We start from the raw sequence: 20,922 nt of genomic DNA on the forward strand, positions 1-20,922 counted from the left end.
GTCAGCCTCCCATCACGTTGAATTGCCGAGTGAACTTGAGGATCAGCGAACGGCCCAGGGGCCCGCTGAGGTCGTCGATTCCCTGAACGTCGTTGTAGACGATGAAGAGGCCCGTGCCCGCGGTGTTGAGCCAACCGAACCGGACGTTCGTGGACCAGCGGTCGGCCTGGTCGCTGTACTGAAGCAGAGACTGCACGTAGATCCGGGGCGTGAAGAAGTACCCGACATTCATACCGCCCAGGCGTGTCTTGAACCGCCCCTCGGCCAGATCGAGGTCGTTCTCCGCGTACCGGAACGACGTGGTCAGCGCCTCACCCTGCCTCAGGGTCACGGCCATGTTCCAGCCGTGGCGGGTGCCGGAGAGGAATGTGCCCCAGTCGATTCCGGCGTCCAGCACCACTCGCGCGGATCGGTTGGTGTTGAATCGCCAGGCGGCTTCCCATCCCTCGTAGACCCCGGGCTGCACCACCACGCTGTCCGCGATCTGGAAGGGCTCGTAGAGCCCCTCTCGCGACCAGTTCATGGCTGGACTGAACATCATGCCGCTCGCCCACTCGAAGTGGGAGTCGACGTGCAGGCGTGACGTCTCCTCGAAGCCACGTTCGATTCCGTCTTTCCGGCTGCGGTAGGTGAAGTACGAGACGTGCGGGCGCAACTCGCGGAAGATCCGGCGGGGGCGGACGTAGTGCATCGCGAACGCCTGGTAGTAGCGGTGTCCCACGCGGGAGGCGAAACCGACGCCAGGATCGAAGTTCTCGCCGAACTCCTGGGCCTGCAGGCTGCCCGTCCAGCTCCGGCTGCTCCAGCCCGCATTCAGGTTCCAGGCTTGCTCCGCGTCCAGATCCTCCGGCGTGTCGGTGCGCGCCGCCCAACCGCTCAAGGTGAGCGCCTGTCCGATCCCCACCTGCGCGTCCAGCGCGTAGGTGCGGTTGTCGTCTCCGTCGAAGTCGCTGTTGCGATCCGCGAACAGGCCGCCGATCCGAGATCGATTCGGCAGCTCCCGCGCCAGGCGCGCCACCGAATAGGCGGTGGCCGGTTGCACGTCCTCGAGCCCGTCGGTCTGGATGTGCAACAGCCCGACGTTCAGTCCCGCCGTCTTCCCCGACAAACGAGCGCCGCCCAGGATGGGCACGGGCTGTCCGCTGGAGATTCCGATGCGACGGCTGAAGAACAGATCGGCGCCGCCGCCTCCGACGGTGAAGAAGCCGGCATTCTCCAGAAAGAACGGGCGTTTCTCGGGAAACAGGAGCGAGAACCGCGTCAGGTTGACCTGTTGGTCGTCCACCTCGACCTGGGCGAAGTCCGTGTTGGCCGTGAGGTCCAGCGTCAGGCCCTGTGTCACCTGGACCTTGGCTTCACCGCCCCACTCGTACCCGGACCCGAACTCCGTATCGCCGGCTTCGTAGTCCTTCGCGGTGGAGCCCAGCACGTACGGCGTTACGCTGGCCAGGCGGCGGAAGGGAGGCTCCAACCCCTGCAGCTCACCGGCGTAGTTGAGCCGGTACAGGTTGAACTCGCGCGGTACCCGCGTCCAAAAAGCCTCCTCGTTCTTGCGACGGATCCGTCGCATCACGTTGAAGCCCCAGCTCGGTGCCTCGGACCCGTAGCGCAGGGTCGAAAAGGGAATCCGGAACTCCGCATACCACCCCTGTGCGTCCGTGGAGGTGGCCACGGTCCAGCTCCCATCCCAGTTCTTGTTGAACCCGCCTCCCGCTCCGGCCTGGAAGCGGCGCTGGTTGTTGCCCGCGCCACCTCCGAGGAAGAACCCGCCGCCCTGACCTTCGTTGGCGACCTGCCCGTCGTATTCGATCCCGGAGGGCGTGGTCCCAAACACGAAACCGTTGACCTGGTCCCGGAACGTGTCCAGAACCAACACAACGGCATCGCTCTCTTCGAGCTCGTAGTCGCGAATCCGATCCCCGGGCACGATCCCCTCGGGGCGCGAGTCGAACGCCCAGACACCGACGTAGAGCGCCTCGTCGTCGTAGAGGATGCGCACCTCGGTGCGCTCACTCGACGCCTCCCCATCCCGCGGCTCGCGCTGCACGAAATCCGTGAGCGGAAGCGCATCGGCCCAAGGCGCGTCACCCAGTCTGCCGTCGATGACCGGAGCGACCTGGGTGGCGGAGGCCTGGGCCACGAAGCCAGCGCCGGCCGAGCGGCTGGTCGCGGCATTCCCGCCCGTGCTGTTCTGCGCGGCAGCGGCACGCGCCCCGGCGATGGAGAGGGCACCAGCGAGGAAGATCGAGACAAGGCTACGATTCACGGCGGATCCGGTCTGAAGGTGGCGGGAACGGATTCTCAAAGATGCCCCACGGCCCCCCTGCTCCGCCACCTGGGCTCCCGAACCCGCGCCCCCGCCCAGGGGGAACCGTGAAGTCGGGGCAAGGAACAGCGGCGCCGTCTCGCTCCGCTGCTCAGCGAGGGACCGCGCGATAGATGGCCTCGCCTTCCAGGAGGGTGAGCACCACCTGCGCACGGTGGATCTCCTCTGGAGGGGTCTCGAACAAATCGCGATCCAGCACGATCAGATCGGCGAGCTTCCCGACCTCCAGCGACCCACTCCGGTCGTCCTCGAAATTGACGAACGCCGACCCCACCGTGTACGCGTCCAGGATGGTGGCCAGATCGACGCGCTGCTCCGGGTTCCAGACCGCCTCGTCCGGGGCCGCCTCCAGGCTTCGGTGCGTGACAGCCACCTGGATCGCGTCCAGCGGGTTCAACGACGACACAGACCAATCGCTTCCGGCGGCGACCCTGGCGCCGCTCTCCACCACGGAGCGGATGGGATACTGCCAGCGCGAGCGCTCCGGGCCCAGCCGGGGCTCGGTCAACTCCGTCATGTACGAGTCCGCGAACGACCAGAGGGGCTGGAAGTTCGCGACGGCACCCAGCTGGGCGAAGCGGGGAAGGTCCTCGGGCGCGAACAGCTGGATGTGGGCGAGATGGTGGCGGCTGTCGCGCACGCCGTTCACGCGCCGCGCCGACTCCAGCGCGTCCAGCCCCATGCGGATGGCCCGGTCACCGATCGCGTGCATGTGTACCTGCATGCCGGCACCATCCAGGCGCGTGACAATGCTGTCCAGTCGAGCCTGGGAATAGTTGGGGATTCCGCGGCCGTCCGGACCGGAGCGGCCGGGATCTTCTCCTGGGAGGGGGAGGTAGGGATCGAGTAGCGCGCCGGTGGCTCCTTCGATGACCCCGTCCACGAAGATCTTGGCCGAGCCCGCCTCGAGACGCCGGCCCCGGTAGCGTTGCCGACGCTCCAGCATCTCCTCCACCTGCTCGGCACCGCGCGTACGATCCACATGCTGGGCGGCCCGGACGCGCGCGCTGAGCCACCCGTCGCGATCGGCGGTCGCGTACGCCTCGAGCAGGGCCTCGGATGCGCTGGCCTCCTGGAAGGACACGATGCCGAAGCGCGCCATGCGCTCCAGCGCCCGCCGCAAGCCACGCTGGTATTCCTCCTGCGAGGTGGGGGGAAGGTGCCGGGAGACCAGGTCCGACGCGTCCTCCCGCAGCGTGCCCACGGGCTGGCCCGCACGGTCACGCACGATCACGCCCGCCTCGGGATCCGGGGTCTCCGCAGTCACGCCGGCAACCTCCAGTGCAGCCGAGTTGACCCAGGACGTGTGCCCATCCGCGGAGGACAGGAAGGTGGGGACGCTCCCCGTCAACGAGTCGAGGGTCTCACGCCGCGGCGCACCGCCTGGAAACAACCCCAAATCGAACCCCCCGCCCGTGATCCAGCCGGCGGCACCGCTGCGTGTTGCGCAGCCTGCGATGCTGTCGCGCACGGCCTCCAGCGTGGTGAGCTCATTCAGGTCGCACTGACCCAGCTCCACTCCGGCCGTGATTGCGTGCACGTGCGCGTCGCGAAAGGCGGGAAGGGCCATCCGGCCCTCCAGCTCGACGATCTCCGTATGCCCGTCCACCCACGCTTGGGCGCCAGCGGCGCTGCCGACGAATACGATCTTGTCACCACGGATCGCCAGCGCTTCCGCCCGGCTCCGGGTGGCGTCTGCCGTGTAGATGTGCCCCCCGCGCAGGACCAGATCGGCGGAGGGGGGACCACAGGCCGCAGTCAGTAGGACACCGAACACCACAAAGCGCCGGCGCTCCGCGTCCCACGCTTCAGGCCACATAGACGGTCTTGATGTTGACGAACTCCCGGATTCCGAACTCGGACAGCTCGCGGCCGTACCCCGAGGTCTTGATCCCCCCGAAGGGTAGGCGTGGATCGGACTTCACGAAGGCATTGACGAAGCAGGAGCCCGCTTCGAGGCGATGTCGGGCGATGTGCTCCCCACGCTCCAGGTCGCGAGTGAAGACCGCCGCGCCCAACCCGAACTCACTTCGGTTGGCGAGGTCGATGGCCTCGGCCTCGTTCCCGGCGGGAACGATGGCCGCTACCGGCCCGAACAGCTCCTCGTCGAACGCGGGCATCCCCGGGTGCACTCCCGCCAGTACGGTCGGCGGGTAGAACGCTCCCTCGCCGTCCGGGACCCGGCCACCAAGCAGAAGACGTGCGCCCGCCTCGACGCTCCGGAGGACCTGAGCGTGCAATTCGTCGCGCAGATCGGTGCGAGCCAGGGGACCGATGTCCGTTCCAGCGAGCATGGGATCGCCGACAGTGCGCGCCGCCATCTGTTCGACGCACAGGCGCTCGAAGTCCGCGAGCAGTGGTTCGACCACGATGAAGCGCTTGGCGGCGATGCAACTCTGCCCGTTGTTGATCAGTCGACTGGTCACACAGGTCGCCACGGCCTGATCGAGGTCCGCGTCGGCGAGCACCACGTAAGGATCGCTCCCGCCCAGCTCGAGTACGGTCTTCTTGAGCATCTCCCCGGCCTTGGCGGCCACGCTCTTCCCTGCCGGAGTGCTGCCCGTCAGGGTGACCGCGGCCACGCCCGGGTGTTCGATGACCCTTGTCACCGCGCTCCCCGGGATCAGGAGGCTCCGGAACAGGTCCTCCGGGAATCCGGCGTCCCGGAACAGGTCCTCGATCGCGAGCGCACATCCCATCACGTTGGAGGCGTGTTTGAGGATGCCGGCGTTGCCCGCCATCAGGGCAGGGGCCGCGAAGCGGAGCACCTGCCAGAAGGGGAAGTTCCAGGGCATCACCGCCAGGACCACCCCAAGGGGCTCGAACGCCACGAAGCTTCGACGCGCATCGGTCTGAACCGGCTGGGCTGCCAGGAAGCGCTCCCCGTGCTCGGCGTAGTATTCGCAGACCCAGGCGCACTTCTCCAACTCGGAACGCGCGCCCGTGATGGGTTTTCCCATCTCGCGGGTCATCAGCTCCGCCAACTCCTCCTGCCGCTCCCTCAGCAGCTCGGCTACCCGACGCATCGGGGCGGCCCGGCGCTCGAACGAGGTCGCGCGCCAGCCCCGGTGCGCGGCTTGCGCGCGTTCCACGATCGCCGCGACCACTTCGTCCGACATCGTCTCGAAGGCGCGCAGGGTCTTCCCGGTGGCCGGGTCGACGCTGATCAGTGCCATGTGGCTTTCTCCAAATCCCAGGCCCGGATGATCCCCACGACGGTGTGGCTCCCTGGACGCTCCCTTCCCTGAGCCTCTATTGTGGCCCTCGCTGACCCTTCTTGGAAACTCCCACCCCTCCCGTTGCGGCGAGCCGTTCATGGAACCAGTGACCCAGCGTCCCACCGAGGCCCCGGGCGCGCCGCGAGCGCTCCATCATTTCGTGGCGGGAGCGCTCCGAGCGGGGACGTCGGGGCGCACTTCGCCGGTCTACGACCCTGCCCGCGGTGTACAGACCGGTCTGGTTCCGCTGGCCGGTGTCCACGAGGTCGACGAGGCAGTCGCCAATGCTCAGGCCGCCTTCGAAGAGTGGCGGCACGTGAGCATCGCCCGTCGTACGAAGTTGATGTTCCGCTTTCGGGATCTCGTGGAGCGCAACGCCGGCGAGATCGCTCGGCGCCTGACGGCCGAGCACGGCAAGGTACTGGCGGACGCACAGGGCGAGGTGGCGCGCGGACTGGAAAACATCGAGTACGCCTGCGGGCTGGCCGAGCTCCTGAAAGGCACCTACAGCGAACAGGCCTCCACGGGCATCGACGTGTACTCCGTCCGACGCCCCCTGGGAGTCGTTGCCGGCATCACTCCCTTCAACTTTCCGGCGATGGTGCCGCTGTGGATGCTTCCCAACGCCATCGCCTGCGGGAACACCTTCGTTCTGAAGCCGTCCGAGCGCGACCCGTCCGCACCCTCGTTTCTGGCGGAGCTGTTCCATGAGGCCGGCTTCCCGGCAGGCGTCCTCAACGTCGTGCACGGCGACCGTGTGGCGGTCGACCGCCTGCTCGTCCACCCCGACGTGAAGGCCGTGAGCTTCGTGGGCTCCACCCCGGTCGCGCGCCACGTGTACCAGACGGCCACGGCCCACGGCAAGCGCGTCCAGGCTCTGGCCGGAGCCAAGAACCATATGGTCGTGCTCCCCGACGCCGACGTGGATCTCGCGGCCGACTCTGCCGTGTCCGCCGCGTACGGTTCGGCGGGCGAACGCTGCATGGCCATCTCGGTCGTGGTCACGGTGGGGAAGGTCGCCGACCCGCTGGTCACCGCCATCGCGGACCGCCTGCCCCGGCTCCGCGTCGGATCCGGATTCGATCCGGATTCCGAGATGGGTCCACTGATCACGCGGGAGCACCGGGACCGGGTGGCACGCTACCTGGACGAAGGGGCGCGCGACGGTGCCCAGGTCATCGTGGATGGTCGCAAGACGGCCTTCGAAGGCGACGGCTTCTTCCTGGGAGCCTCGCTGCTCGACCGGGTGCGCCCGGGGATGAGCGTGTACGAGGACGAAATCTTCGGACCCGTGCTGTGCGTCCTGCGCGTCGACACCTACCAGGAAGCGGTCGACCTGATCGCAAGGAATCCCTGGGGCAACGGCGCGGCGATCTTCACGCGCGACGGAGGCGCGGCCCGGCGCTTCCAGGAGGATGCCGACGCCGGCATGGTGGGGATCAACGTCCCCATCCCCGTTCCGGTGGGCTACCACTCGTTCGGCGGCTGGAAAGAGTCGGCCTTCGGAGATCACACGATCTACGGTCCGGAGGGCGTGCACTTCTACACGAAGCCCAAGGTCCTCACCGTGCGTTGGCCCGACCCCTCGGGCAGTCGTGTCGACCTGGGCTTTCCCACCAACCGCTGACGCCGCGCGGGGCATCCCACGGGGAACGGCCTTCTCAGGGAACCGTGCCGACGAAGAGCGTCACCGGCACGCCGCCATTCGTGGTGCGCAGCTGCGCCTCCAGGTCCAGCTGCAACCGGCCCACCAGGGATCGGTCGGTGCCGAGCACAGCGACCTGCCACCCTCGGAAATCGCCTCGCAGCACCTGACCGAACCGATCGTACAGATCGCGCAGGTCCTTGCCGCCCCGCACCCGCAGCCCGTAGGGCGGATTGGTGAGGACCAGCCCCACGCCCGGGGGAGCTCTGAGGTCGGAGACCGGGCTCCGTTCCAGGACTACATCCCCGAGAACGCCGGCGCGTTCTGCATTGGCGCGCGCGGCCGCCACTGCACCCTCATCGCGATCCGGGCCGCGGATGGGTGCCGGTGCACGCGGAAGTACGGCAGCGGCCACCTGGCGTCGCACCTGCTCCAGCACGGCGCCGTCCGCCCAGGGCCAACGCTCCAACGCAAAGCCGCGGCCAGCCCCCGGAGCCATCTGGCGGGCGAGAAGCGCGCCTTCGATGGCGACCGTGCCCGAGCCGCAGAACGGATCCACCAGCGGCCGACCGCCGTCCCATCCGCACGCCAGTAGGAGCGCCGCGGCCAGCGTCTCCCGCAGCGGCGCCTTCGCAGTGGCCAGGCGATATCCCCGGCGATGCAGCAGCTCCCCCGAGCTGTCGATGGAGAGGGTGCACTGGTCGCGGTGGATGCGCACGACGACCAACGCCGCGAGGCCGTCGTCGTCGGGAACAGCTCCCTCTGCGCCGAGCACGCCCCGCAACCGCTCCTCCACCGCCCGCTGATGGTAGAGCCGCGACTTGCTGCAGGTCACCCGGAAGCGCACTGCTGAGCCGGGCTCGATCCAGCGCTGCCAGTCGACGACCGTGGCCCCTTTGACGAGCTCGTCGAAATGGGCTGCGCGGAAACGGGCGATCCGGACCAACACGCGACTCGCCGTACGCGAACAGAGGTTGACCCTGCAAAGACCCGCGAGGTCGGTCCGAAACTCCACGCCCTCCGGGGCGACCCGGCCCGCGGCCACGCCCAGGCCCGCCAGCTCGGCCGCGAGCACGGGCGCCAGTCCGGGTGCGGCCACCGCGAACGCATCGAGGTGTTCGGGAGTCCCCATCCGCACAATCTGCCGCCGCGGCTGGCCAGGGCACAGCGGGGGCCGTCGCCCCTTGCCGGGGACCGTTCGCCGGGGAACCTTGGACCCCACCTACCGGAGTCACCCCAGGAGGCCTCATGTCCCTGTCCCGCGTGGCGCTGATGGTCGGCGCCCTTCTCACGACGTTTCCCAACGGCGGCGCCTTCGCTCAGACCCAGAGTGGAGAGGAAGGTTGGACGGCGGCGCTGCAGATGCGCTACCGCAGCGTGTCCGGCACCACGCTATCTCCGGACGGGGCCTGGGTGGCGTACGTCGTGCGAGAACCGCTCATGGAAGGCGAGAAGTCCGAGTACGTCAGCCAGATCTGGCTGGCCTCCACGGACGGCGCCACGGTGCTCCAGTACACCCGCGGAGAGAAGTCCTCGGACGCTCCGGCCTTCAGCCCGGACGGCCGCACACTGGCGTTCACGTCGTCCCGATCCGGCAAGAACCAGGTGTGGTTGATCCCGATCGGCGGCGGCGAGGCGCAGCAGCTGACGGACGCTGAGACCGGTGTGGGGAGCTTTGCCTGGTCGCCGGACGGGTCGCGGATCGCCTTCCTGGCGGCGGACCCCGAGACCGAGGCGGAGAAGGAAGCCAAGCGTGAGAAGCGCGACGTCATCCTCTTCGATCAGGACTTCAAGTACGCACACCTCTATGTGGTCGAGGTCGCGGCCGCCTCCGCCGGGGAGCCGGCGTCGGCCACGCGCCTGACCGAGGGAGCCTTCCACCTCACCTCATTCGACTGGTCGCCCGACGGATCCCGCATCGTCTTCGCGTCACAGCCCGATCCGCGGATCAACACCGGCATGATCGCGGGCGACATCCAGGCGGTCGCTGCCAATGGCGGCGCGCCGACGCCTCTGGTGATGGGGGCGGGCGCCGAGGGATCCCCGCACTGGTCCCCCGATGGCCGCTGGATCGCCTACGTCTCCAGTGGCGACCAGCCAGAACCGATCGGCCTGGGAGACGTCTACGTGGTCTCGGCGGATGGCGGCGCACCCCGACGACTGGCCGAGACCCACGACCGCTCCGCCAACCTCGTAGGCTGGTCGCGCGACGCGCGTTCGGTCTATGTCGCCGAGTCCGTCCGCACCACCACCCAGATCTTCGCGCTTCCGGTCGATGGCTCCGCCCCCCGCCCGCTCACCAACGGCGAGGGCGTGCACGGTGCCCCGGCCTTCTCGGCGGCAGCCGATCGCATGGCGTTCACGTGGCAGACCTCCGACATGCCTCCGGACGTGTATGTCTCGGCGATCGACCGCTACCAACCCCGCAAGCTGACGGACATCCATGCGGGCGTGCCGCGGCCCCCGCTCGGGCGCACCGTGGTGTTGAACTGGACGTCCAAGGACGGTACGCCGGTGGAGGGTCTTCTGACCTATCCCATCGGCTACCAGGAGGGGCGCCGCGTGCCGCTGATCTTGAACGTGCACGGCGGACCCGCAGGCGTGTTCTCGCAGTCGTTCACAGGCAGCCCGGGCATCTACATGCTGCAGACCTTCGCGCAACAGGGCTACGCGATCCTGAGGCCCAACCCGCGCGGAAGCACCGGCTACGGCAAGGACTTCCGGTACGCCAACTTCATGGATTGGGGCTATGGCGACTTCGAGGACTTGATGACGGGCGTGGACCGGGCCATCGAGATGGGCGTGGCCCATGCGGACTCACTGCTGCTCATGGGCTGGAGCTACGGCGGCTACATGACCTCGTTCGCGGTGACCCGCACAGATCGCTTCCGAGCCGCCAGCATGGGGGCGGGGCTCCCCAACCTCATCAGCATGGTGACCACGACGGACATCCAGGACTACCTGGCCGGCCATATGGGTGGTGAGTTCTGGGACGACTACGAGACCTACGAGAAGCACTCCGCCATGTATCGGATCAAAGAGGTGGTGACCCCGACGCAGGTCATCCACGGAGCGGAGGACGAGCGGGTGCCCTTCACACAGGGACAGGAGTTCTACCGCGCCTTGAATCGACGCGGAGTACCCACGGAGTTCATCGTCTACCCGCGCACGCCGCATGGGCCTCGTGAGCCGAAGCTGTTGATGGACGTGACGGGCCGCATCCTGTCGTGGTTCGATGTGCACCTGCGTGGCCCCCGTGCCCGAGCGGATGCTGATGTGAGTCCTTGATCGCCTGGCTCGAGAGGGCCTCGCCGCATGAACACACCCCCGGATGTCACACGGCTCTTGCAGCGCATGTCGGACGGTGACGTGCGTGCCGTCGATCGCCTGCTCCCCGTGGTATACGACGAGCTACGAGAGCTTGCGCGCAAGGAGCTGCGACGGGAGCGCAGCGACCATACGCTGAACGCCACGGCGCTGGTCAACGAAGCCTATCTGCGCCTCGCCCAGCTCGACCGCATCGACTGGCGGGGACGAGCGCATTTCTTCGGCGCGGCCGCCCAATCCATGCGCCGCATCCTCATCGACTACGCCCGCCGCCGCACGGCCGAGAAACGCGGCGAAGGCGCGGAGCACGTCTCCATCGATTCGGTGGTGGTGGCCGCCCGTGAACGGCCCGCCGATCTGCTGGCCCTGGACGAGGCACTGGCGCGACTGGAGGAGCTGGATCCCCGGCAGGCCCGCGTGGTCGAATGCCGGTTCTTCGCCGGCATGGAGGTCAAGGAGACGGCGGAGGCTCTGGGGATCTCACCGGCGACCGTGAAACGCGATTGGGTGCTCGCCCGGGCCTGGCTGAACCGGGAAATGGATTCGTGAGGTCTCCGGAACAAGAACGGTTCCGGAAGGCACAGGACCTCCTCTCCCAGGCGCTCGACCTGCCCGCCGAGGAGCGGCAGGACTTCCTCACGACGCGGACCGGCGACGATCCAGCGCTGCGTGCCGAGGTGCTGTCCCTGCTGGACGCGGTCGGGCGTCCCAGTCTGATGGACGACGCCGTGAGCGAGGACGGTGCCCTCCCGCCGTCGAACGCCCCGGAGGCGAAGCCCCCCACGCTGGATGAGCCCCTGGAGACGATCGGGCCCTACCGTTTGCGCCGCCTTCTGGGGCGGGGAGGCATGGGCGAAGTGTATCTGGCCGATCGGGTGGGCGAGGACTACGAACAACGCGTAGCCCTCAAGCTCATTCGCGCTGGGTATTTCGATCGTCGTCTCGAGGAACGCTTCCGCGAGGAGCGACGCATCCTGGCGCTGCTTCGGCACCCGGGCATCGCCCAGCTTCTGGACGGCGGTCTCACCGGCGAGGGACGGCCCTACTTCGCCCTGGAATACGTCGAGGGCGTCCCGATCCTGGACCACTGCGCCCGTCGTGAACTGTCGCTGGAAGACCGGTTGACTCTCTTTCTGGAGATCTGCGAACCGGTCCGCTACGCCCACAGCCAACTGGTCATCCACCGGGACCTCAAGCCAGCCAACATCCTGGTGACCCGGGATGGCCACGTAAAGCTCCTGGACTTCGGCGTGGCCAAGCTCCTACAGGGTCCGGAGACCGATGGAGCGTTGACGCGGACCTTCCCCTGGTTGACACCGGCCTACGCCGCGCCGGAGCAGATCCGGGGCGAATCGGCGGGGACCGCCGTGGACATCTATGCCCTCGGCGTGATCCTCTACGAGCTGTTGACCGGAGCGCGCCCGTATGCGGTCGACTCCTCGCTGCCGCCCTCCGAGGTGGAGCGGATCGTTTGCCACGTGGAGCCCACCCGTCCCAGCCGGGCCGTCACCCAGACCCACGAAGTCGCGCCCACGCGCGGAACCACGCGCACCACGCGCCTGAGTCGCCAGCTCGCCGGTGACCTCGACACCATCGTGCTCAAAGCCCTCGCGAAGGATCCCACTCGCCGCTACGCGTCGGTGGGAGAGCTCGCCGAGGACGTGCAGCGTCACCTGGACGGACGACCCGTCCTGGCTCGGCCCGACACGGTGGACTACCGACTCCGAAAGTTCGTCCGGCGCCACCGTACCGCCGTCGCGGCCGGGGTGGTGGTGGCGCTGACGACCGTCACTGGAGTGACGGGCATCGTGATCTCGGCGCAGCGCGCGCGGGTTCAACGCGATCTCGCTCAGGAGCAGGCCCGACGGGCGGATCAGGTCGCGGCGCTGATGCTCGAGATCTTCCAGCTTTCCGATCCGGCCCGCTCCCTCGGCGACACGGTCACCGCTCGTGAGATCCTCGACCGGGGGACGGCTCGCATCCAGAGCGAGTTCGCGGATCAGCCGCTCACGCAGGCCGAGTTGCTGAGTCAGGTAGCGCGCGTCTATCGGGGCCTGGGCATGGTCGAGCGGGCGGAGGCCTTGGCGCGGTCCGCGCTCGCCATCCGCGAGACGGAGCTCGGAGCGGACGACCCGGTCACGGCCGCGAGCCTGGGCCAGGTCGGCGCGCTCCTCGTGGACCGTGGGCTGCACGCCGAGGCCATTCCCATCCTGGAGCGCGCGGTCGCGCTGCGCGAAGCCGCGGCACTGCCGCTGGACACCGTGCTGGCGACGGCGGAGGCGGACCTGGCCGCGCGACTGCGCGCCCAGGGGGAGCACGCACGGGCCCGGGAGCTTTGGCAGCGGTCCCTGGAGACTCGCATCACCGCGCTCGGGAACGACCACCCCCTGGTGGCGGAGAGCCGCGTGGGATTGGCGGCTTCCCTGCACGAGAGCGGCGAGTTCGGCGACGCCCAGACCGTTCTGCGCGAGATCATCGAGGCCGGTCGCGACATCCCTTCCCAGGCGACCACCGTGGCGGACGCCGTCATCACGCTCGGCTCACTTCTGGCCATCCAGGAGCGCTACGTGGAAGCGGAAGCTGCCCTGGGCGAGGCCTTGCGCATCCGCGAGGCACTCTACGAACCCACCCACCCCGACAACATCGAGGCCCGCCAGAACTACGTGTCGGTGCTGTCCGGGATGGGTCGCTATCAAGAGGCGGTAGAGATGGGTCAGGCGGCGCTCCGCGATACGGGCCCCACCTGGGGTGGACGACACCCGATCGCCACCAGTCTACGCGCCAACCTCGCCGGAGTCCTGGAGCTGCTCGGCGACTTCGATCAGGCGCTGGCGCTACGAGACACGTTGTTGTCGCACAAGCTCGACTACTACGGGGGCGACCACAACGATCTCGTGTTCAACTATCTCTTCGGAGCGGACGCTGCCGTGGAGGGGGGGCGCCTCGATCTGGCGCGCCGTTGGCTGGATGCGGCCGTGGCCATGCGCGCGCGACTCGCTGGAGGCACCGAGCAGGAGCCCGGCATCACCCATCTGCTGGAAGCGTCCGTTCGCGCCCGCGTCGCAGCAGCAGACGGCGACGCCGCACAGGCCGAGCGGCACTTCGATCGCGGTGTCGCGATCGCGCAGACCCTGCTCCGTCCCAGCCACCGCTACCGGGTCCGGGTGGAGCGGGAGCGCGCCGCGTTCTGGATCGACCAGGGCCGCGCCGCCGACGCACTCCCCGAGCTCGAGGCCATCGCCCGTGAGGAGCGGGCGCTGCTGACCGACGGGTCGGAGCGCATCCATCCCGCGCTGGGCAGCACGTTGAAGCAACTGGCGCGGGCACAGTTGGCGCTGGGCCGCGACGAGGAGGCCCGGACATCCCTGCGCCAGGCGCTGCGACAGTTCGCAGGTCTCCCAGCCGACCATCCGGCCGTGGTGGATGCGAACCGCTTGCTCTCCGGCGTCTCCTGAGCCCGGATCTCGTCCGCTCGCATCCCCCGGTGGCACCCCTCCCCGACGGCGCACGAGGTCTCCGAGTCCGGGCCTACGTCACCAGGGTCTCTCACCTACGTCAGAGCACCCCGTTCGGCGGACACCCCTCGGGGGCATCATAGATCGTCACCTGGGTTCCAAAGGGGGAGATTCCCATGATGATCCGTCGATCCGTTCGCGCCCGTGGCGCAATACAATCCCCGATACACTCCGCGGGCCGTCGCCTCCTGCTCGTGGCCGCCATGGCCGCGGCTGGCTCGACGCCGGATCTTTCGGCGCAGGCCGCCTCGCCGCTGGCCCACTTGTTCGCCCGAGCTGCGGCGCAGCCGCCGCCACTTCTTGTCCGGCCCGCTGCGACCGGCGTCGACCCGACCGACCCGGCACCGAGAGCCGGCGCCGTGTTGGGAGCTGCCGCATCGTGCGCGCTGATGGGGGGGATCGGGCTATCGGCAGTCGGAATGGCCGTCGGCCTGCTCACGAACAGCTACGCGCTGTTCCTGGGGGGGTTGACGTACGGCCCCCCGATCGGCGCCACGCTGGGTGCCGGACTATGCGCATTTGCTGCGGTGGGCGACGGCTCGGATGCCGACGCCCGTCGACCCGCACGGGTCCCGTAGGACGTGGCCCCACCGGGATTTCCACCGGCTCTAGGTCAAATCGGAGTCGGTGCCGACCCGAGCCGGCCGTCCAGGCAGGCTCCTCGCCAGCATCCACCCACTCACCACTGCCAGAGCTGCCGCCAGGAAGAAAGCGGCGCCGGGCAGATGGACGCGAGCATCCGCGGCGCTGAAGCGGCTCAAGGCCTGCGTCATGACCAACGGCCCGATGATGGTGGCCAGGCTGTACAGACTGGCGATCCCGCCCTGCAACTCGCCCTGCTGGTCCTCGGAAACCCGTCGTGAAAGCAGCGCGTTCATCGATGGATAGACGAGCCCCTGCAGTGCCGCGAACAGGATGATGCCGTAGAGCATCCAGGACCGCATGGCCAGGCCGTACGCCACGAAGGCCAAGGTGCCCACCGTGAGGCCCAGGAACGCTGCCCGCCGCTCCCCCCAGCGGCCCACCAACCTGCCGGTCAGTCCTCCCTGCACCACGGCCATGGTGACGCCGACGAGCGCCAGTGACGCCCCGATCTCCGCTTCGCTCCAGCCGAAGCGGATCTTGGTGAAGAACGACCAGGTGGACGGGTAAACCTGGTGGGCGAGCTGCCAAAGGAACATGGCCGCGGCCAGGCCGAGCACCCCGCCGCGGCGCGCCAGCGACGCGAACGTGCCGAACGGGTTGGCTCTCCTCAGGACAAAGGGACGTCGGCGCTCCGGAGGCAACGTCTCGGGCAACACCAGGAAGGCGTAGATCAGGTTGAGGAACGCGAGGAGCGCCGATGCGAAGAACGGCGCCCGCGGCCCCAACTCCCCCAGCAGACCTCCCATCGCCGGCCCCAGAATGAAGCCGAGTCCGAACATGGCGCCCACCAGCCCGAAGCTCTTGGCCCGATCCCCGGCCGGTGTGATGTCGGCGATGAACGCATTGGCCGCCGCGTAGACCGCGCCAGACATGCCGGCCACCGCCCGACCTACGAACAGCCAGGCCAGCGTCGGCGCCAACGCCATCACCAGATAGTCGGTGCCGAACGCGGCCAGCGAGGCCAGGATCACGACACGGCGGCCGAACCGATCACTCAGGCTACCCATCACTGGACCGAAGAAGAACTGCATCACGGCGTAGGTCACGAGCAGGTAGCCGCCGTCACGCGTGGCCAGCGCCAGGGAGTCTCCGGTCAGCTCCACGATGAGCTGGGGCAGAACCGGGATGACGATCCCGAACCCGATCGTATCGATGAGCACGGTCAGGAGCACGGCCGCCAATGCGTTTCTGCTCGCCCCCACCGGCCGTGGTGCCCCTCCCTCCGAAGCGACGTGCCTCATCAGGTGTCCGACCGGCCCCACAGGTGGCGCAGGAACCGCTCCGGACTCGCGAGGAAGTCCCTCATAAGAGTGACGTGCGTCAACTGGTCGAAGGCCACCTGCCGTGGAGGTCGCTCATCGAAGCTGACGATCACCGCGCCAGGAATCGCCATCAGGATGGGAGAGTGCGTTGCCATCACGAACTGGCCTCCGTTCTCGATGGCTTCGTGCACCATGGCGATGAAGGCCAACTGGCTCTGCGGCGACAGCGCGGCCTCGGGTTCGTCCAGCAAGTAGAGCCCTCCCGGCACCAGGCGGGAGCGGAGCAGGGCGAGGAAGCTCTCCCCGTGCGAGTGATGGTCGAGGTCCTGTCCGTAGCGACGCTCCATCTCACGCAGGGAGCCGGCCGCCGGGCCTCTGGCCAAGCCCTTGACATAGTCGGATGCACCGACGAATTCCTCGTCGATCTCCTGGAGACGTGCCTCCAGAACGGCACGATCCGCACGCAGGCGTGCAGCGAATCCGAAGAAATCCTCGGCACGCAGGAAGAATCCGCGATGGGTGCGAGTTCGACTCCACGCGAGCCGCAGGTGCTCGGCGAGGGCCCGCTGGGCGGACAGCGTCTCGTCGCTGGCCGGGTCGCGTCGACCCACCGCCGGAAGTCGCGACGCCACCGCCAGGGCCTCCAGCAACGTCGACTTGCCCGACCCGTTCTCGCCGACGAAGAAGGTGACCGGCACCGCCAGCTCGAGGGGCTCCAGCGCGGCGATCGACGGTACAGCGAAGGGAAAGCACGCCGCGGCCTCTCCCTCCGGCCAGCGCTTGCGCGCGACGCTCAGGAGCTGGGCGGCCACACTACCCGTCCTCCGACCACCGTCATGCGTGGTTGCAGGTCTTCCAGACGCTCGGGCTCGACCGCGAACGGGTCCTCGTCCAGCACGATCAGGTCGGCCCAGCGCCCGGGCTGGAGTGTTCCCCGCTGGCTCTCGCTGAAGGTGAGGGCCGCGTAGCCTTCGGTCGCGGCCCGCCACACTTCGGCGACCGGGACTCGTTGATCGGCGCCCATCACACCGCCGCTGATCGTGCCCCGTGTCACGAAGTGGTAGAGCGTCCAGAACGGCGGATAGGGCACCACTGGCGAGTCGGTGCCGGTCGAGACCGGGATCCCGGCATCCAGGTAGGCCTTGAGCGGTGTGGTCCACTCCGCCCGCTCCCTCCCCCAGTACGACACCAGGCTGGGCGCCGCCAGGTAGAGGTGATCCTGCGCGGTGACGTGCAGGCCCAGGGCGCGCATGCGCTCGAAGTGCTCGGGCCGGGGGATGAAGCCGTGCTCGATCACCCAGCGCTTGCCGACGATGGACGCATCGGCGTTGGCCGCTTCGTACGCGTCCAGCACCAGATCGATGGCGGCGTCGCCGACCGCGTGCGTGGCCACCCGCCAGCCGCGCGCGTTCAGCGCGCGCACCACCTCGGTGAAGGCATCGCGCTCCATGGTCTGCAGCCCGAAGTAGGTGCCGTCCTCGCCCCAGGGCTCCTCGTAGGGGTCGCGCATCCACCCGCCTTCGAAGCCACCGTCGACGCCGAGCTTCACCCCGCCCACCTGCAACCACTCGTCTCCCTGGTCGGGAGTGGGCCACTCCGCCAGCACGGCATCCACGTCTTGGACGCCGGCATTGCGAGGCCAACGGAACAGGTACTCGACCCGGGCAGTCAGCTCGCCGCGATCGCGCAGAGCGGCAAAGGCGTCGTACTCGGCGCGGGAGCCGCCGGGCACGCGGATGGCGACCAGGCCCAGGCGATTGAGCTCGACCAGCGCGGTCTTCCAAGCAGCCACCGGATCGACGGATTCCTCGGCCGGCAAGCGCACCGGCTCCTTGGCCCGGTCCACCAGCTCTCCGTTGAGCCGGCCGTCCGCATAGCGGCCGATCCGGCCACCCGGCGGGTCCCGGTCCTGCTCGCCGATTCCGAACCGCTTCAACGCGGCACTGTTCAGGATGTACTCGTGACCCCCACGCACCACCACGACGGGATGATCGCGCACAGCACGGTCGAGCTCGTCCCGCAGCGGGAGCCGCTGCTCCTCGAGCTGCCCTTCGTGCCAGTCCGAGTTGGTGACAATCAGCTCCCCCGATGGCGTCGCTGCGGCACGCGCAGCCAGCGCGTCGTAGATCTCTCGCAGGGAACGGGCCCGAGAGAGGTCGACGCCGGGACCGCCCCCGATCGAGTGCAGGTGATTGTCGGCGAGGCCGGGGAGAACCGTGGCGCCTGCCAGCGGCACCTCACGCGTCGCCGCTCCGACCCAGCGCCCGATCTCCTCGTCGCTGCCCACCGCCACGACCCGACCGCCGCGGATGGCGAGCGCCTGAGCGAACGGCCCGGTCGTGCTGGTGATGACTCGCCCTCCCACCAACACCAGGTCCGCGGGCTCCTCCCTCGCACACGCCGACATCCACGCGCACGCCACCACAGTGCAGCGACCTCCCCAGCGGAGGCCGTTTCTGAGACGGCTCACCGGGACGCCGCCTCGACCAACAGGGACGGAAAGCCCTCGGGCGGATGCCGGTGCTGTGTGCCCTGCTCGTAGGCGTAGGCTAGGCGGAACAACGTTCCTTCGTCGAACATCCGTCCGAGCAGCTGCAGCCCGGCCGGCAAATCTCCGTAGGTGTACCCCATGGGAACCGTGGCCGCCGGCAGGCCCGTGGCCGGAGCGACGAGCTGGCTGTTGTCGCCCTTGTATTCCTCTTCGGCGTTGTCCAGATGCGCGGGAGGGTTGCGCCAGGTCGGGTACACCACCGCCTGCAGGTCCGCCGCGTCCATGGCCGCGACCACGGCATCGCGATAGGCCAGCCGCGCCGGGTGCGCTGCGTAGTCCGGGCAGGGAGGATCCCACTCGGGGGGAGGCACGTCCGTGCGCGCATCCTTGTTGGCGGCCAGGCGCTCCTCGATGTACGGAGAGAACTTCCCCTGCTCGTACGCTTCCATCACGTCGTGGATGGGCGGATCGTCCAGCGTTTCCAGGTAGCGCGCCACATCATAGCGGAACCGCGAACAACCAGTGCGGGCCCTCAGGTGCTCCTCGAACCCCGGCACCTCGAAGGGGTCGACCAGCACGGCCCCCAGGCGCACCAGATCCTGCAGCGCGGCTTCGAACACACGCACCACGGCGCTATCCGCGTCCGCCCGATCCACGAGCGCCCGGAGCACACCGATGCGAGCCCCCTGCAGTCCGTTGGGATCGAGGAACGTGGTATAGTCCGGAACGTCATACTCGCGCGCCGCCTCCGTGTACGGGTCCTTGGGATCGTAGCCAGCCACCACGGTGAAGATACGCGCTGCATCCGCGACGGTGCGTGCCATCGGACCTGCGATGTCCCGGTCGAACGCGAGCGGGATCACGCCGTCGCGGCTGGTGAGCCCGATCGTGGAGCGGATGCCGAACAGCGCCAGATGCGAGGAAGGCCCTCGGATGGAGTTGCCGGTGTCGCTGCCGAGCCCCGCCACCCCGAAGCTGGCCGCCACCCCGGACGCGGTGCCTCCGCTCGAACCCGCCGGTACGCGATCGAGCGCGTAGGCGTTCGCCGTGGTCCCGTAGGACGAGCTCACCGTCTGGCGCGGGCTGAAGGCCCACTCCGCCATGTTCGTCTTGGCGATCACGATGGCGCCGGCGCGCTTGACCCGCTCCACCATGGTCGCATCGTCCGGCGGGATCGATCCGGCGAGCGCGGCCGACCCGCCCGTGGTCGGCAGGTCGTGCGTGTCGAAGTTGTCCTTGACCAGCAGGGGCGCGCAGAACAGCGGCCCCAACGCTTCGCCCTCGTCCACGGCGGTATCGATGGAGTCGGCCACCGCCAGCGCGCGCGGGTTCAACTCCGTGATGGCGTGGAGTCCGGTGGAGACATCGTACCGTTCGATGCGATCGAGGTAGGCCTGGACCACCAACCGGCACGTGGTTCGTCCTTCGCGGATGGCGGACTGCAGATCCGAGAGCGTCGCTTCCACCACCTCGATGGGCTCGGGCTGCTGACAGCCCTGCCCCGCGAGGACCGCGCAGGCCACGACCAGACTCCGTCCCGTTCCGGATCTCACTCGGGCTTCCTCCCACTCCGCTGTTCGATGTGCTCCTCCATTTCCTCCAACGTGCGCGGCCAGTCCTTCCCCAACAAGCGGGAGAGGGCGCGGTCGGCGAGCAGCTTGCCGCCCGTCTGGCAGGTAGGGCAGTAGTTGGTCTCCCGGTCGGCATAGCGGATGCGCTGGATAGGCGAGCCGCACTGCGGGCACGGTTGTCCATACTTGCCGTGCGCGACCATCTCCGGGTGGAAGGCCGTGACCTTGGTCGGGAAACGGTCTCCCCACTCCTCGCGGAGCAGCGTGGTCCAGCGCGTCAGGGAGTCCCTCGTCTCCTGGTAGAGCCGTTCCACTTCCGCGTCGCTGAGGTTCTGGGTCAGCTGGACCGGGGAGAGGCGAGCCCCCAGCAGGATCTCGTCCGAGTGGGCGTTGCCCACGCCGCTCACCAGCCGGGGATCGGTGAGCGCCCGCTTGAGCGTGCGGTTCTCTCGTCGCAATGCCTCCGCGAACTCCGCCAGTGACGCCTCCAAGGGCTCGACGCCGCCCCTGTGGAACTCGGCCAAGGCGGCCGCGCCCTGGACCACGTGCAGCGAAGCCCGCTTGCGCGTGGCCTGCTCCGTGAGAAGTAGCGACCCATCCGCAAAATCGAAGGCCGCGTGGCCCGTTTTGCGCGGCACGGTGGCTCCCGGCTTCTGCCACTGGAAGCGCCCCGTGATCATGAGGTGCACCACCGCGAACAGCGGCTCCTCAGCGGCACTCGGCTCGAACTCCAACACGATGCGCTTCTGGAGGCGCCCGACTGCCCGCACAGTGCGCCCCACCAAAGCCGAGGCAGGCGGATCGAAGGTGCGCAGGAGCGAGGGCGAACGGATGCGGAGGCCCTCGAGCGGTTGTCCCACCAGCCGGCGCTCGAGCGCCCCGACGTAGAGCGCGACCTCGGGGAGCTCCGGCACCGCGAGCG

14 protein-coding genes are annotated in these 20,922 nt (G+C 68.7%); 5 read left to right on the forward strand and 9 right to left on the reverse strand.

What is annotated here, in order from left to right; translation table 11 throughout:
* Nucleotide 1: 1 nt before the first annotated feature.
* The 3 genes from R3E10_17990 to R3E10_18000 all read right to left on the reverse strand — a co-directional run bounded on the left by R3E10_17990 (nt 2) and on the right by R3E10_18000 (nt 5,502).
* Entirely contained in the window at nt 2-2,266 is a 2,265-nt protein-coding gene (locus R3E10_17990; protein MEZ4417652.1) for a DUF5916 domain-containing protein, read from the reverse strand.
* Between the two features lie 151 nt (nt 2,267-2,417).
* Nucleotides 2,418-4,145: an amidohydrolase gene (locus tag R3E10_17995; GenBank protein ID MEZ4417653.1), complete on the reverse strand. Its 1,728-nt coding sequence runs from the start codon at nt 4,143-4,145 to the stop codon at nt 2,418-2,420.
* The gene (locus R3E10_18000) at nt 4,135-5,502 is read right to left on the reverse strand and encodes an NAD-dependent succinate-semialdehyde dehydrogenase (protein MEZ4417654.1); all 1,368 of its coding nucleotides are present in this window, start codon (nt 5,500-5,502) and stop codon (nt 4,135-4,137) included. Before R3E10_18000 ends, R3E10_17995 begins: the two co-directional genes overlap by 11 nt.
* Before the next feature lie 139 nt (nt 5,503-5,641).
* Between R3E10_18000 and R3E10_18005 the strand changes: the two genes are divergently transcribed.
* Nucleotides 5,642-7,171, forward strand: a complete 1,530-nt coding sequence (locus tag R3E10_18005; protein ID MEZ4417655.1) for a CoA-acylating methylmalonate-semialdehyde dehydrogenase — start codon at nt 5,642-5,644, stop codon at nt 7,169-7,171.
* Between the two features lie 34 nt (nt 7,172-7,205).
* Here the strand turns inward: R3E10_18005 and R3E10_18010 are convergent, their stop codons facing one another.
* Nucleotides 7,206-8,321, reverse strand: a complete 1,116-nt coding sequence (locus R3E10_18010; GenBank protein ID MEZ4417656.1) for a THUMP domain-containing protein — start codon at nt 8,319-8,321, stop codon at nt 7,206-7,208.
* A gap of 116 nt (nt 8,322-8,437) precedes the next feature.
* Here R3E10_18010 and R3E10_18015 point away from each other — a divergent pair, with 116 nt between their 5' ends.
* From R3E10_18015 to R3E10_18030, 4 genes are all read left to right on the forward strand, one after another.
* Entirely contained in the window at nt 8,438-10,477 is a 2,040-nt protein-coding gene (locus R3E10_18015; protein MEZ4417657.1) for a S9 family peptidase, read from the forward strand.
* Between the two features lie 27 nt (nt 10,478-10,504).
* Entirely contained in the window at nt 10,505-11,065 is a 561-nt protein-coding gene (locus tag R3E10_18020) for a sigma-70 family RNA polymerase sigma factor (protein ID MEZ4417658.1), read from the forward strand.
* Nucleotides 11,062-13,971 carry a serine/threonine-protein kinase gene (locus tag R3E10_18025; GenBank protein ID MEZ4417659.1) on the forward strand — a complete coding sequence of 970 codons (2,910 nt, stop codon included), beginning with the start codon at nt 11,062-11,064 and terminating at the stop codon, nt 13,969-13,971. The genes R3E10_18020 and R3E10_18025 overlap by 4 nt, the downstream gene beginning before the upstream one ends.
* A 176-nt stretch (nt 13,972-14,147) precedes the next feature.
* A complete protein-coding gene (locus R3E10_18030; protein MEZ4417660.1) occupies nt 14,148-14,609 on the forward strand; it encodes a hypothetical protein in 462 nt (153 codons plus the stop codon).
* Nucleotides 14,610-14,639: 30 nt separating this feature from the next.
* On the opposite strand, the gene R3E10_18035 is transcribed toward R3E10_18030, so the two are convergent.
* Genes R3E10_18035 through R3E10_18055 form a run of 5 tightly spaced genes read right to left on the reverse strand, consistent with a single transcriptional unit; the run spans nt 14,640 to nt 20,914 of the window.
* Nucleotides 14,640-15,917 (reverse strand): TCR/Tet family MFS transporter, encoded by a 1,278-nt coding sequence (locus R3E10_18035; protein ID MEZ4417661.1) that lies wholly within the window; start codon nt 15,915-15,917, stop codon nt 14,640-14,642.
* Nucleotides 15,917-16,750: an AAA family ATPase gene (locus R3E10_18040; GenBank protein ID MEZ4417662.1), complete on the reverse strand. Its 834-nt coding sequence runs from the start codon at nt 16,748-16,750 to the stop codon at nt 15,917-15,919. Before R3E10_18040 ends, R3E10_18035 begins: the two co-directional genes overlap by 1 nt.
* Nucleotides 16,732-18,408, reverse strand: a complete 1,677-nt coding sequence (locus R3E10_18045) for an amidohydrolase (GenBank protein MEZ4417663.1) — start codon at nt 18,406-18,408, stop codon at nt 16,732-16,734. Before R3E10_18045 ends, R3E10_18040 begins: the two co-directional genes overlap by 19 nt.
* Nucleotides 18,405-19,982 (reverse strand): amidase, encoded by a 1,578-nt coding sequence (locus tag R3E10_18050; GenBank protein ID MEZ4417664.1) that lies wholly within the window; start codon nt 19,980-19,982, stop codon nt 18,405-18,407. Before R3E10_18050 ends, R3E10_18045 begins: the two co-directional genes overlap by 4 nt.
* Nucleotides 19,979-20,914, reverse strand: coding sequence for a DNA-formamidopyrimidine glycosylase family protein (locus R3E10_18055; protein MEZ4417665.1), 936 nt, complete (start codon nt 20,912-20,914; stop codon nt 19,979-19,981). Before R3E10_18055 ends, R3E10_18050 begins: the two co-directional genes overlap by 4 nt.
* Between the last annotated feature and the right edge of the window lie 8 nt (nt 20,915-20,922).

The sequence above is a fragment of the Gemmatimonadota bacterium genome, assembly GCA_041390105.1.
Taxonomy (GTDB): Bacteria; Gemmatimonadota; Gemmatimonadetes; order Longimicrobiales; family Gaopeijiaceae; genus JAGQIF01.